Source organism: Stutzerimonas sp. FeSN7 (genome assembly GCF_030263795.1).
Classification (GTDB): Bacteria; Pseudomonadota; Gammaproteobacteria; order Pseudomonadales; family Pseudomonadaceae; genus Stutzerimonas; species Stutzerimonas stutzeri.
The window spans coordinates 2,912,403-2,925,046 of sequence record NZ_JARPMN010000001.1 but is presented as its reverse complement, the minus strand read 5'-3'; the positions used below and the strand labels follow the sequence as shown (position 1 = coordinate 2,925,046).

At 63.5% G+C, this 12,644-nt stretch carries 13 protein-coding genes; 11 read left to right on the top strand and 2 right to left on the bottom strand.

The genetic code is table 11. The features are described from left to right. Positions 1–100: 100 nt before the first annotated feature. Positions 101–565 (bottom strand): CopD family protein, encoded by a 465-nt coding sequence (locus P5703_RS13700; protein ID WP_279641663.1) that lies wholly within the window; start codon positions 563–565, stop codon positions 101–103. A gap of 86 nt (positions 566–651) precedes the next feature. Here P5703_RS13700 and dinG point away from each other — a divergent pair, with 86 nt between their 5' ends. The 4 genes from dinG (at position 652) to pdxH (ending at position 5,660) form a co-directional block, all read left to right on the top strand. After that, positions 652–2,796 carry an ATP-dependent DNA helicase DinG gene (dinG, locus tag P5703_RS13695; RefSeq protein WP_111481999.1) on the top strand — a complete coding sequence of 715 codons (2,145 nt, stop codon included), beginning with the start codon at positions 652–654 and terminating at the stop codon, positions 2,794–2,796. 111 nt (positions 2,797–2,907) lie between these two features. Next, complete coding sequence (locus tag P5703_RS13690) at positions 2,908–4,056, top strand: serine hydrolase domain-containing protein (RefSeq protein WP_285590194.1); 1,149 nt, start codon at positions 2,908–2,910, stop codon at positions 4,054–4,056. 135 nt (positions 4,057–4,191) lie between these two features. Continuing rightward, entirely contained in the window at positions 4,192–4,821 is a 630-nt protein-coding gene (locus P5703_RS13685; protein WP_013982318.1) for an OmpA family protein, read from the top strand. A 191-nt stretch (positions 4,822–5,012) separates the two neighbouring features. After that, entirely contained in the window at positions 5,013–5,660 is a 648-nt protein-coding gene (gene pdxH, locus P5703_RS13680) for a pyridoxamine 5'-phosphate oxidase (protein WP_045158475.1), read from the top strand. A 176-nt stretch (positions 5,661–5,836) separates the two neighbouring features. On the opposite strand, the gene P5703_RS13675 is transcribed toward pdxH, so the two are convergent. Further along, positions 5,837–6,073, bottom strand: coding sequence for a hypothetical protein (locus P5703_RS13675; protein ID WP_014596291.1), 237 nt, complete (start codon positions 6,071–6,073; stop codon positions 5,837–5,839). Between the two features lie 164 nt (positions 6,074–6,237). Here P5703_RS13675 and P5703_RS13670 point away from each other — a divergent pair, with 164 nt between their 5' ends. From P5703_RS13670 to P5703_RS13640, 7 genes are all read left to right on the top strand, one after another. Beyond that, positions 6,238–6,699: an outer membrane lipoprotein gene (locus tag P5703_RS13670; RefSeq protein WP_011912691.1), complete on the top strand. Its 462-nt coding sequence runs from the start codon at positions 6,238–6,240 to the stop codon at positions 6,697–6,699. Positions 6,700–6,918: 219 nt separating this feature from the next. Then, entirely contained in the window at positions 6,919–9,711 is a 2,793-nt protein-coding gene (locus tag P5703_RS13665; RefSeq protein WP_279645579.1) for a monovalent cation/H+ antiporter subunit A, read from the top strand. Further along, the gene (locus tag P5703_RS13660) at positions 9,711–10,040 is read left to right on the top strand and encodes a Na+/H+ antiporter subunit C (protein ID WP_011912693.1); all 330 of its coding nucleotides are present in this window, start codon (positions 9,711–9,713) and stop codon (positions 10,038–10,040) included. Before P5703_RS13665 ends, P5703_RS13660 begins: the two co-directional genes overlap by 1 nt. Further along, complete coding sequence (locus P5703_RS13655) at positions 10,037–11,536, top strand: monovalent cation/H+ antiporter subunit D (protein ID WP_045158471.1); 1,500 nt, start codon at positions 10,037–10,039, stop codon at positions 11,534–11,536. Before P5703_RS13660 ends, P5703_RS13655 begins: the two co-directional genes overlap by 4 nt. Beyond that, positions 11,533–12,033 carry a Na+/H+ antiporter subunit E gene (locus tag P5703_RS13650; RefSeq protein ID WP_011912695.1) on the top strand — a complete coding sequence of 167 codons (501 nt, stop codon included), beginning with the start codon at positions 11,533–11,535 and terminating at the stop codon, positions 12,031–12,033. Before P5703_RS13655 ends, P5703_RS13650 begins: the two co-directional genes overlap by 4 nt. After that, positions 12,018–12,287: a K+/H+ antiporter subunit F gene (locus P5703_RS13645; protein WP_011912696.1), complete on the top strand. Its 270-nt coding sequence runs from the start codon at positions 12,018–12,020 to the stop codon at positions 12,285–12,287. Before P5703_RS13650 ends, P5703_RS13645 begins: the two co-directional genes overlap by 16 nt. A gap of 9 nt (positions 12,288–12,296) precedes the next feature. Further along, positions 12,297–12,626 (top strand): Na+/H+ antiporter subunit G, encoded by a 330-nt coding sequence (locus P5703_RS13640; RefSeq protein WP_011912697.1) that lies wholly within the window; start codon positions 12,297–12,299, stop codon positions 12,624–12,626. The last annotated feature ends 18 nt before the right edge of the window (positions 12,627–12,644 follow it).

Genomic DNA, 12,644 nt, shown 5'->3' with positions numbered 1-12,644 from the left:
GGTGGATGGTTGGTTTGGCGACTACCAATTTACCTGCTTCCCTGACTGTCAACTCGCTCTTCCCCCAGAGTCCGCGAAGAACCTTTTTTTTGGGGGCGAGTCAGAACAGGGGGCGGGCGCTGGCCAGTGCGACCACCAGCAGGCCCAGAATCAGGTTGATTCCCACCAGCCGGCGAATCTGCCCCAGCACTGCGCCGCCTGCTGGCCATTGCTCGGCCTCGACGGTCCTTTTGAGCGAGGGTAGCTGCAGCAGCTGGATGCGCAGGAACAGCGCCAGCATCACCAGATACAGCCCCGCCATGATGTGCACATAGCGCGGCGCGCTCTCCAGCGGGCCGAATCGCATGTGCCACATGCCGATGCCGCTGATCGGCAGCACCAGCACCGCTACCCATACCCAGACGAAGAAGCGGCGGAATACATCGGTCCACAGCCGCAGCCGCTCCGGCGCCTGCAGCATCGCCACGGCCGCTGGTCGCAGGACCATCCAGGCGAAGAACATGCCGCCGACCCACACCGTTGCGGCGAGTACGTGCAGTGCGTAAAGCAAGGCAAAAGGTGTCATGGGAAAATCTCCGGTGGCGGTTGGGCGAACGCGCGCTATCATAGCCGCCCGATCGAAGTACTGAAAATATATACAGCTCCGCGCCCATGCTCAGCACCGAACTCAAGTCCCAGATCCAGGGCGCCTATACCCGTTTCCTCGAAGCCAAGGGGCTTAAGGCCCGCTATGGCCAGCGCCTGATGATCGCCGAAGTCGCCAAGGTGCTGGGCACGGTCAAGGTCGACGATGAAGGTCGTCGTAGCAGCGAGCCGGCTGTCGTTGCCGTCGAGGCGGGTACCGGCACCGGCAAGACCGTTGCCTACAGCCTGGCCGCGATCCCCACGGCCAAGGCTGCCGGCAAGCGGCTGGTGATTGCCACCGCGACCGTCGCGCTGCAGGAGCAGATCGTGCACAAGGATCTGCCTGATCTGATGCGCAACAGCGGGCTCAGCTTCAGCTTCGCCCTGGCCAAGGGTCGGGGGCGTTACCTGTGCTTGTCCAAGCTGGACATGCTGCTGCAGGAAGGTCAGGCACAGAGCGCCACCGCGCAGTTGTTCGAGGAGGAAGGATTTCGCATCGAGGTCGACGAGCGCAGCCAGAAGCTGTTCACCAGCATGATCGAAAAACTGGCCGGCAATCGGTGGGATGGCGATCGGGACAGCTGGCCGGAAGAGCTGGGCGATGCGGACTGGGGACAGCTGACCACTGATCACAGCCAGTGCACCGGACGACATTGCCCCAACTTCCAGCAATGTGCCTTCTACAAGGCGCGGGAAGGCATGACCAAGGTGGATGTCATCGTCACCAACCATGACATGGTGCTGGCCGACCTCGCGCTCGGGGGCGGGGCCGTACTACCCGACCCGCGTGACACCATCTATGTGTTCGATGAGGGGCATCATCTGCCCGACAAGGCCATTGGCCACTTCGCACATTTCACTCGGCTGCGCTCGACGGCGGACTGGTTGGCGCAGGTGGAAAAGAACCTGACCAAACTGCTGGCCCAGCATTCGCTACCGGGTGAGCTGGGGCGCCTGGTCGAAGGCATTCCGGAGATCGCCCGAGAGCTGCGTACCCAGCAACAGTTCATGTTCAGCGCCTGCGAGCAGGTCGCGGATTTCAAGGCCGGGGAGGACATGGAGGGGCGTGAGCGGCCGCGACATCGTTTCGTCGGTGGCGTCGTGCCAGGGCATCTGGTCGAGCTTGGCACTGAATTGAAGAAAGGTTTCGCCAAGCTGACCGATCTCTTCACCCGCATCGCCGAACTGCTCAAGGAGGCAATGGACGGCGAGACCGGCAGCGGCATCGCCAGCCACCAGGCGGAGGAGTGGTATCCCCTGTTCGGCAGCCTGCTGACGCGCTCGCAGGGCAACTGGGACCTGTGGACGGCCTTCACCGTCGAGGATCCGGAAGACAGCCCGCCGATGGCACGCTGGTTGACGCTGGCCGAAGGCGGCGCGCTGTTCGATATCGAGGTCAATGCCAGTCCGATCCTGGCTGCTGAAACGTTGCGGCGCAACCTCTGGAATGTCGCCTTCGGCGCCCTGGTAACCTCAGCCACGCTCACGGCGTTGAACAGCTTCGATCGCTACCGGATGCGTGCCGGCCTGCCCAAGGCGGCGGTCACTGCCGTGGTGCCGAGCCCCTTCCATCATGCCGATGCCGGCGAGCTCAGGGTGCCGGATCTGCAGGCTGACCCTCGTGATGCGCCGGCGCACACCGCCGCCATCGTCCGCGAGCTGCCGAAGCTGGTGGAAGGCGCCCGTGGAACGCTGGTGCTGTTTTCGTCGCGCCGGCAGATGCAGGACGTCTTCGATGGGCTGGAGCGGGACTGGCGCCGACGCGTGCTGATTCAGGGCAATCTGTCCAAGCAGGAAACGCTCAACAAGCACAAGGCGCGCGTGGACGAGGGCGAACCCAGTGTGCTGTTCGGCCTGGCCAGCTTCGCCGAAGGCGTCGACCTGCCTGGGGCCTATTGCGAACACGTGGTCATCGCCAAGATTCCGTTTGCCGTGCCGGACGATCCGGTCGAGGCGGCATTGGCGGAGTGGATCGAGGCTCGCGGCGGCAATCCGTTCATGGAGATCGCTGTGCCGGACGCTTCGCTGCGGCTGGTCCAGGCGTGCGGGCGTCTGTTGCGGACCGAACAGGACCGCGGGACCATCACCTTGCTCGACCGGCGAGTGGTGACACAGCGCTACGGCAAGGCGATTCTCAATGCCCTGCCGCCATTCAGGCGGCACATCGGCTGATCGGGCCGGATCACGGGTTGCGATAGCTGTCCATCACGGCATTGGCTGCCGGTTCCCTTGCCGGGCCGCGCTTGCAAGAATCACCCGCAATCAAACATGAGGGGTAGCGACGTGCAGGTTCAGGGTTATTTCGATCTTCGCTTCGAAGCGGTTCGCGATGCGTTTGCCGCATTGTTCGACGGCACCCAGCAACGTGGCGCCGCACTCTGTGTGCAGATCGGCGGCGAGACGGTGGTCGATCTGTGGGCTGGCGTCGCCGACAACCAGGGCGAGCAGGCCTGGCACAGCGACACGCTGGTCAACCTGTTTTCCTGCACCAAGACCTTTACCGCGGTGGCCGCGCTGCAGCTGGTCGAGGAGGGCAAGCTGGAACTGGATGCCCCGGTCGCGCGGGTCTGGCCGGAATTCGCGGCCAACGGCAAGGAATCGATAACCTTGCGCCAGCTGCTTTGTCATCGTGCCGGGCTGCCGGCCATTCGCCAGCCGCTGGCGCCCGAGGCGCTCTACGACTGGACCTGCATGACCGACGCGCTGGCCGCCGAGCAGCCCTGGTGGGCACCGGGTACCGACCAGGGTTACGCCGCCATGACCTACGGCTGGCTGGTCGGGGAGCTGCTGCGTCGTGTCGATGGCTGCGGACCGGGCGAGTCGATCGTTCGTCGCACCGCTGCGCCCCTGGGGCTGGACTTCCATGTTGGCCTGGACGACAGCCAGGCCGATCGCGTCGCTTACCTGACCAGGACCAAGAACGACTTCGGCGACGCCTGCGCCCAGCGCCTGTTGAAGGCGCTGATGAGTGATCCTGCATCCATCAGCGCCCGCGCTTTCAACAATCCGCCATCCATCATGAGCAGCGGCAACAAGCCGGAATGGCGACGCATGGCGCAGCCGGCGGCCAACGGCCACGGCAACGCGCGCTCGCTGGCCGGCTTGTATACCGGTTTGCTTCAGGGCAGGCTGCTCGATGAGGCGGTCCTGCGGGAGATGACCCATGAGCACAGCGCTGGCGAGGACCGTACCCTGTTGGCTTCGACGCGCTTCGGCCTGGGTTGCTGGCTCGATCAGCCTGACGTTGCCAATGCAACGTTCGCCATGGGGCCGCGCGCGTTCGGCCATCCAGGTGCGGGTGGCTGCATTGGCTTCGCCGATCCGGAGCGTGAGCTGGGGTTCGGCTTCGTCACCAATACTCTCGGGCCCTATGTGCTGATGGACCCGAGAGCGCAATCGCTGGCTCGCTGCGTAGCCGCCTGCCTGCATTGAACCACTCGTCACTTCAAGGCGGTCGGACTTTTCAAAAGAAGGACTTGCGTCCACAATTTCGAATCAAACTCAATAGTGGCATCTCATCTTCGATGCCCGTCCAAGAAACGCGTCTGGTGCACGGAAATTTTGCTCATGAACCTGCTGAAGAGCGCCTCCCTGATTCTCTGCATGATCGTCATCGCCGGCTGTAGCTCGAAGGGCGAGAAGAAACCCAGTGAGGCAGCGGCTCCGGTTGCGCCGAAGGTGGATTACGCCTGGCTTGACGAATATGAACCGAAGCTGCGCGATGCGCTGGTGGACAGCCGTTTCGAGGTCGAGCGCCGCGATAACGTGCTAGTGGTCACGGCACCGGTGGATTCCTCGTTCAATCCCGATCGTCCCGGCATGCTGTTGCCGGTGACCCTTGGCCCGATCACCCGCGTTGCGAAGCTGGTCGAGAAGGATGAGAAGACGGCGGTCGTCATCCTCGGGCATGCCGACAGCACCGGTGCGGACGACGTCAATCGCACCATCAGCCGTGAGCGCGCCAGCGCGGTCGCGGCGATCTTCCGCCTCAGTGGCTTCAAGCACGACCGCCTGCGCATTCGTGGGCTGGGCTCCGACATGCCGCGCGCGGCCAATGACAGCAAGGAAGGCCGGGCGATGAATCGTCGGGTGGAGATGGTGCTGGCGCCGCAGACCACGATGCTGGCACTTATCGCCAAGTACGAGCGGCCGGCAGAGCCTGCGACCCAGGTAGCCCAGGCCGAGGTCGCCAAGTAGGGGCTGGATCGAGTTCGACTGCAACAGGCCCGCATGCGGGCCTGTTTTCGTTGTGGCTGGTTGCCTTGAGTCAAGGCGTGACGGGCAAACGCGGATAAGCTTTTTCGGCAGGCCGGCTCGGTTCATGGTCGTCGCCCGATCCTGCGCCCTGATACGCTGAAAGCCTGCCTATTCGATGAAGGAGCCACGCGATGATCCAGACCCTGGCCGATATGCGCCGCGATTACACCCGCGACGGACTCAGCGAGGCCAACGCGCCCGACGACCCTTTCGGTCTGTTCCGTCAGTGGTTCACCGAGGCAACTCAGACCGAGCAGGCGCCCGTCGAACCCAATGCCATGTCTCTGGCAACCGTCGACGCCGACGGTCGGCCCCATTGCCGCATCCTGCTGCTCAAGGCGTTGGACGACCGCGGTTTTACGTTCTTCACCAACTACGACAGCGCCAAGGGGCAGCAGCTCGACGCGTCCCCCTATGCCGCCATGACGTTCTTCTGGCCGACGCTGGAACGACAGGTCCGTATCGAGGGGCGCGTCGAGAAGGTGACGGCAGAGGAATCGGATGCCTATTTCCAGGTGCGCCCGCTGGGCAGTCGGCTCGGAGCCTGGGCATCACCGCAGAGTCGGGTGATTCGCGATCGCGCTGAGCTGGAGCGGCTGCTGGCCGAGACCGAGCAGCGCTTCCTCGATAAGGCACCCCATTGTCCTCCGCACTGGGGCGGCTACCGGCTGCTGCCGGAGCGCATCGAGTTCTGGCAGGGGCGGCCGAGCCGCCTGCACGACCGACTCGACTATCGCCTGGTCGCCAATGGCTGGCAGCGCGAGCGCCTGGCGCCCTGATTCGGTCGCTGCATTCGTGCCACTCGCTCCCAGCGGGCCAGCGGCACGACAGTGAGCGGGTTGGTAATTTGCCGTAACCATCCGGCAAACCGGCGGGTTCGGAAAGTCACCTTTTATCCGGTGCGATATGGCAGGCTGGCCGGGCTCGGCGGATGGTGCCCGTCGTGTGGCCGCGCTCAGGCGTCGGGGTAGCGTTGGGCCTGTTGCTCGAGCCAACCTTGCAGGTCGCGCCGCTTGACCTTCTGCTTTTTCGCGTCGGCCAGACGTTGCAGCATCCAGGCGCGCCGGTCGGGGTCGCTTCCGGCAATCGACAATGCCAGGTCGCGATCGGCCCAGCGGCGGAAGCGAATGATCAGCCAGGCGTGAAAAGCCAGGCCAGCCACAGTAGTGATGGCTATGATGAAGTAATCCATGGTTCATCTCGTTGAAGGAACCTGATACGCCAGGTTCGACTCGCATAGGTATGCTTGGAAGATGGCGAATGCTGAGTCAGGGCGGTGAAGTTGCCAAGTGCCTTTTCGTCGCTGCCACGTAAGCCATCCCCGGGAACGAAACAGCAGTCTGCAGGAGACTTTCAATGCGTAAATCCATCGTTGTCGCGTCCTTTACCGCCTTGGCGCTGACTCTGGGCGGCTGCGCCTCGAGCCTTACCGGCGATACCTATTCCCGGGACGAGGCGCGTGCTGTTCAGACCGTACGCTACGGCACAATCGAATCGCTGCGGCCCGTGAAGATCGAAGGAACCAAGACGCCGATCGGTTCAGGCGCAGGCGCCGTGGTCGGCGGCGTGGCCGGCAGTGGTGTCGGCGGTGGGCGCGGCAGTGCGGTCGCCGCGGTAATCGGTGCGGTCGCTGGCGGTATGCTCGGCGCTGCGGCCGAGGAGGGGATCACCCGCACCCAGGGCGTGGAGATTACCGTGCGCGAGGATGACGGCAACATGCGCGCCTATGTTCAGGCCGTTGAGCCGAATCAGGTATTCCGCGTCGGTCAGCGGGTGCGCATCCTCACTGTCAGTGGCACCAGCCGCGTGGCCCCTTGAGCGCGCCGAACATCGCCCACAGCTGAAGCCGGGGCGCTGTCTTCCGTTCCGATAAACGGGACGGAGGCGGCGCCTTTTGTTTTTCGAAATACATGAGTCCATGACGTCGGCATCATCCGTATGGATAATCGGGCACACATTTGTGTGCCGTTTCAGGCAGTTGCCGTGCCTGCAAGGATAAGAATGCCATCCGGACTGATGGCTTAAGGGGTCTCGTTCATGGCGCTTGCGCTGATTATCGCTTTGCCATTTCTGGGCATCTTCCTGCCCCTGCTTCTGGAGCGTTTCGGTCGTTCCGCCTGTGCCTTCGGTGCAGGTCTGGCGCCACTGGCAGCACTGGTTCTGTTGCTGACCAAACGGGCCGATGTCTTTTCCGGCCAAACCGAGATCATCCATTACACCTGGTTGCCGCAGCTGGGCCTGAACCTCAGCCTGCGGCTGGACGGGCTGGGCTTTCTGTTCGCCCTGCTGATTCTCGGCATCGGGTTGTTGGTAATCCTCTACGCGCGCTATTACCTGTCGAAGAAAGATCCCATGGGGCGCTTCTACGGGTTCTTCCAGCTCTTCATGGGCGCGATGCTCGGCGTGGTACTGTCCGAAAACCTGCTGCTGATGCTGATGTTCTGGGAGCTGACGAGCCTGTCGTCATTCCTCCTGATCGGCTACTGGAACCATCGGGCCGATGCTCGTCAGGGCGCGCGCATGGCACTGGCGGTGACTGGTGGCGGAGGGCTGGCGCTGCTCGCCGGCATCCTGCTGATCGGCTACATCGTCGGAAGCTTCGAGCTGTCGACCGTGCTGGCATCGGGCGATCTGATCCGTGCCAATGCGCTGTACCCGCTGACGCTGATCCTGATACTGCTGGGCGTGTTCACCAAGTCCGCTCAGTTTCCGTTCCATTTCTGGTTGCCTCAGGCCATGGCTGCGCCGACGCCGGTATCGGCGTTCCTGCATTCGGCGACCATGGTCAAGGCCGGGGTCTTCCTCCTTGCCCGTCTGTATCCGGCCCTGGCCGAATCGGAGTGGTGGTTCTACCTGGTCAGCATGACGGGCCTGGCCACGCTGTTGCTGGGTGCCGTCATGGCGCTGTTCCAGCACGATCTCAAGGGACTGCTGGCCTATTCGACCATCAGCCACTTGGGGCTGATCACCCTGTTGTTCGGCCTGGACTCGCGTCTGGCCGCCGTCGCAGCGATCTTCCACATCATCAACCACGCGACCTTCAAGGCATCGCTGTTCATGGCCGCCGGCATCATCGATCACGAGACCGGCACCCGGGACATGCGGCGTATCAATGGCATGTGGAAGTACATGCCGCATACGGCTGCGCTGGCCATGGTCGCGTCCCTGGCCATGGCCGGTGTGCCGCTGCTCAACGGCTTCCTCAGCAAGGAAATGTTCTTCGCCGAGACCCTCGATCAGCACCTGCTGGGCAGCTTCTACTGGACGATTCCCGCTGCGGCCACGCTGGCTGGTGCGTTCTCGGTCGCCTATTCGCTGCGTTTCGTGCATGACGTGTTCTTCAACGGCGAGCCGGTAGACCTGCCGAAGTATCCGCCGCACGAGCCGGCGCGCTACATGAAGATCCCGGTGGAGATCCTCGTGCTGCTCTGCCTGCTGGTCGGCATGCTGCCCGCATTCACCGTTGGTCCGCTGCTCGCCGCCGCGGTGTCCGGGACGCTGAACGGCAACGTGCCCGAGTACAGCCTGTCGATCTGGCACGGCTTCAACCTGCCGCTGGCCATGAGCTTCGCGGCACTGATCGGCGGCATCCTGATCTACTCCCTGCGCAAGTGGGCGTTCCGCTGGTATGAGGGCTTGCCAACGGTCGATTCGCTGGAAGTGTTCGAGCGGGTGATGGCTGGTCTGACCCTGGGCGCACGTCATCTAACCTGCCTGCTGGATAATGGTTCGCTGCAGCGCTATGTCGCGCTTATGCTCATCAGCACCCTGGTGCTGGTGGTGTATGCGCTGACGCCGCTGCAAACGCTGCATGGTCCGGTGGCTCTGACGCCGCTCGACGCGATCACGGTGCTGGGCATGGTGATTCTCGCGCTCACGTCGCTGCTCACCGTGCTGTTCCACCGTCAGCGGTTAGTGGCGTTGATGGTGCTCAGCGTGGTCGGGCTCATGGTCGCCCTGGGCTTTGCCCGCTACTCGGCGCCGGACCTCGCGTTGACGCAGCTGTCAGTGGAAGTGGTGACCATCATCCTGCTGATTCTCGCGCTGTTCTTCATGCCTGATCGTACGCCGGCTGAATCCAGCAGTCTGCGGGCGTTCCGTGATTTCGTCCTGGCCGCCGGCTGCGGCACCATGGTGGCGCTGCTCGCCTATACGGTGCTGACGCGCCCCTACGACAGCATCGCTTCTTACTTCCTCGAGAACAGCGTCTCCGGCGGGGGCGGTACGAACGTGGTCAACGTGATCCTGGTCGACTTCCGCGGCTTCGATACCCTGGGTGAGATCGCCGTGCTGGCCATTGCCGGGGTCGGCATCTACAGCCAGCTCAGCGGCCTGCGCCTGCCACATCCGATCCGGGACGCCGGCGGGCGGTTGTGGTCACTGGACAAGCATCCGATGGTGCTGGACGCACTGGCGCGCGCGTTGCTACCGATGGCGCTGCTGATTTCCGCATTCATCTTCCTGCGCGGACACAACCTGCCGGGCGGCGGTTTCATCGCCGGCCTGATTACCGCCGTCGCGCTGATCCTGCAGTACATCGCCCATGGTGTGAGCTGGGCCCAGGCGCGGCAGCCGCTCAGCTACCACTCGCTGTGCGGCGCCGGCCTGCTCATTGCCGGAGCAACCGGCCTGGGCAGCCTGCTGCTGGGCTACCCGTTCCTGACATCCGCGTTCGATCATTTCCATCTGCCGCTCATTGGCGAATTCGAGTTGGCCACTGCAATGCTGTTCGATCTGGGGGTTTATCTGGTGGTTGTGGGCGCGACGTTGCTGATTCTTTCCAATATCGGCCAAGTCAGGCAGGACGATTCCAACAGGGAGGTGGTGTGATGGAAGCGGTATTCGCGATCACGCTCGGAATCATGACGGCAAGTGGTGTCTACCTGCTCCTGCGCGCCCGGATATTTCCAGTGGTCATGGGGCTGACGCTGATTTCCTACGCCGTCAACCTGTTCATCTTTTCCATGGGGCGCCTGGCTACCGGGGTTCCGGCCGTCATCGGCAAAAGTGCCGAGTACGGTGATCCGCTGCCTCAGGCATTGGTCCTCACGGCCATCGTCATCGGCTTCGCCATGACGGCCTTCGTCGTGGTGCTGTCGCTGCGCAGCATCGGTGAAGTGCGTACCGACCATGTCGATGGGCAGGAGCCCCGCAAATGAATCATGCGCTGATCCTCCCGCTGCTGGTGCCGTTGTTCGTTGGCGCGCTGTTGCTGCTGTGCCACCGTATGGGCAAGCCGGCCAAACGAATTCTCTCCTTGGCGGCGACATGGGCGCTGGTACCCATCGCGATCTGGCTGCTGCTGCTGGCCGACGACGGACAGCTGCGCGTCTATGCGCTGGGCAATTGGCAGGCGCCGTTCGGCATCATCCTTATGCTCGACCGTCTAAGCGCGCTGATGCTGCTGGTCACTGCGGTGCTGGCGGGCTTTGCCGTGCTGTACGCCTGCCGGGGCGACGACGAGCGTGGGCCGAATTTCCATGCGCTCTATCAGTTCCAGTTGCTCGGCATCAACGGTGCCTTCCTCACCGGCGACCTGTTCAACCTGTTCGTTTTCTTCGAGATCCTGCTGATCTCGTCCTATGCCTTGCTGTTGCACGGGCACGGCCAGCGCCGGGTTCGTTCGGGCATGCACTATGTGGTGCTGAATCTGCTCGGCTCGTCGCTGTTCCTGATCGGCGTAAGCATGCTCTACGGCCTGCTGGGCACCCTGAACATGGCCGATCTGGCGGGTCGCGTCAGTGCTGCCGATCCGGCGGACGCGCCCTTGCTCGCTGCGGCCGGCTACCTGCTGCTGGTGGTGTTCGCCCTCAAGGGGGCGATCCTGCCGCTGTATTTCTGGCTGCCGCGGGCCTATGCATCGGCTACGGCCCCGGTCGCTGCCTTGTTTGCAATCATGACCAAGGTTGGCCTGTACGCCATCGTCCGGGTGTTCACGCTGGTGTTCGGCAGCGAGGCGGGAACACTGAGCAACATGGTCGAGGACTGGCTCTGGCCGTTGGCGCTGCTGACGCTCGGCGCGGCCGTGATCGGTGCGCTGGCGGCGCGCAACCTGCAGGTGCTGCTCGCCTATCTGGTGGTGGTCTCGGTCGGCACCCTGCTGGCCGGCGTGGCGCTGGGCACCGACGTGGGGCTTGCCGCGGCACTGTACTACCTGGTGCATAGCACCCTGATTGCCGGCGGGCTGTTCTTGTTGGCCGATCTGATCGCTCGCCAGCGCGGAGACCTGGGCACCGATCTGATTTCCGCTCCGGCACTGCGGCAGCCGCTGCTGCTCGGCTCACTGTTCTTCATGGGCGCGATCTCGGTGGCCGGCTTGCCGCCGTTCTCGGGCTTCCTCGGCAAGGTGATGCTGTTGCGTGCCATCGACGTAGGCCCCGATGCGGTGGCGCTCTGGGCGGTTGTACTGGTCGGCGGGCTGGGCATGCTGATCGCCCTCAGCCGCGCCGGCAGTCTCGTGTTCTGGCGCCCGGCGTCAGAGGCGGTAGGGCAGGCGGCCGACCCGGTTCGCGTCATCGCCACGCTCGGTCTTCTGCTGGGTAGCGTGGTGCTGGTCGCCATCGCCGCGCCGCTGCAGGCGTTCGTGCAGGCCACGGCAGCGCAACTGCTCGATGTTGCACCCTATCTGCAAATCATCCAGGGAGGTGCGCAATGAAGGCTCGCTGGCTACCCAGCCCCGCGCTGACAATTTTCCTCGCACTGCTCTGGCTGCTGCTGCATAACACGCTGAGCTTCGGCCATGTCCTGCTCGGTCTGTTCCTGGGCTGGGGGATTCCGCTCCTGGTGCGGGGCTTCCTCATCGAGGTACCGCCGATACGCAAACCGCTGAAGCTGTGCCTGTTCACCCTCAAGGTGCTCTACGACATCGTCGTGGCGAATGTGCAGGTCGCCAAGCTGGTGTTGGGGCCGAAAGACAAGCTGCGCCCGGCGTTTGTCGAGGTGCCCATGGCGATCGGCAACGAATTCGCGCTGGCGACACTCACCAGCATCATTTCGCTGACGCCCGGAACGGTATCGGCCTGCCTCAGCCCGGATCGCCGCGTGCTCATGGTCCATGCGCTGGACGTGCCGGATGTCGATGCGTTGATAAGTGACGTCAAACGTAATTACGAAGCGCCACTGCTGGAGATATTCGAATGCTCGCCTACGTGATTCCGCTCTGCATGGCCGTGCTTGGAATAGCCGCCGTGCTGAACGTCGTTCGCCTGATCCAGGGGCCGGACATGCCTGATCGGGTGCTCGCGCTCGACACGCTGTATATCAACGCGCTGGCGCTTATCGTGCTGTTCGGCATCTGGCTGGCATCGGACCTGTTCTTCGAGGCGGCGCTGCTGATCGCGGTGATGGGCTTCGTCAGTACCGTGGCAGTCGGCAAGCATATGCTGCACGGCGACATCATCGACTGAGGAGGCGATATGCCATTCTGGATTGAAGTGCTGGTCAGCGTGTTCCTCATCATCGGCAGCCTGTTCGCGCTGATCGGAGCCATCGGGCTGTACCGTCTGCCGGATTTCTACACGCGTCTGCACGGGCCGACCAAGGCGACCACGCTTGGTGTGGGCGGCATCGTCATCGCCTCGATGCTGTTTTTCAGCAGCCGCAATGGCGGGCTGAGCCTGCATGAACTGCTGATCACGCTGTTTCTCTTCCTCACGGCTCCCGTCAGCGCGCACATGCTGGCCAAGGCTGCCATGCAGCAGAAACTGCCCGCAGTGGAGCAGACCCGCGGCAAACCCTGGGATTGATGCCCGCAGCTGACCGCG

Excerpts from the sequence above, each read along its gene's own strand:
- P5703_RS13700 (WP_279641663.1), bottom strand. The coding sequence starts at position 565 with ATGACACCTTTTGCCTTGCTTTACGCACTGCACGTACTCGCCGCAACG.
- dinG (WP_111481999.1), top strand. The coding sequence starts at position 652 with ATGCTCAGCACCGAACTCAAGTCCCAGATCCAGGGCGCCTATACCCGT.
- P5703_RS13685 (WP_013982318.1), top strand. The coding sequence starts at position 4,192 with ATGAACCTGCTGAAGAGCGCCTCCCTGATTCTCTGCATGATCGTCATC.
- pdxH (WP_045158475.1), top strand. The coding sequence starts at position 5,013 with ATGATCCAGACCCTGGCCGATATGCGCCGCGATTACACCCGCGACGGA.
- P5703_RS13675 (WP_014596291.1), bottom strand. The coding sequence starts at position 6,073 with ATGGATTACTTCATCATAGCCATCACTACTGTGGCTGGCCTGGCTTTT.
- P5703_RS13670 (WP_011912691.1), top strand. The coding sequence starts at position 6,238 with ATGCGTAAATCCATCGTTGTCGCGTCCTTTACCGCCTTGGCGCTGACT.
- P5703_RS13665 (WP_279645579.1), top strand. The coding sequence starts at position 6,919 with ATGGCGCTTGCGCTGATTATCGCTTTGCCATTTCTGGGCATCTTCCTG.
- P5703_RS13660 (WP_011912693.1), top strand. The coding sequence starts at position 9,711 with ATGGAAGCGGTATTCGCGATCACGCTCGGAATCATGACGGCAAGTGGT.
- P5703_RS13655 (WP_045158471.1), top strand. The coding sequence starts at position 10,037 with ATGAATCATGCGCTGATCCTCCCGCTGCTGGTGCCGTTGTTCGTTGGC.
- P5703_RS13650 (WP_011912695.1), top strand. The coding sequence starts at position 11,533 with ATGAAGGCTCGCTGGCTACCCAGCCCCGCGCTGACAATTTTCCTCGCA.
- P5703_RS13645 (WP_011912696.1), top strand. The coding sequence starts at position 12,018 with ATGCTCGCCTACGTGATTCCGCTCTGCATGGCCGTGCTTGGAATAGCC.
- P5703_RS13640 (WP_011912697.1), top strand. The coding sequence starts at position 12,297 with ATGCCATTCTGGATTGAAGTGCTGGTCAGCGTGTTCCTCATCATCGGC.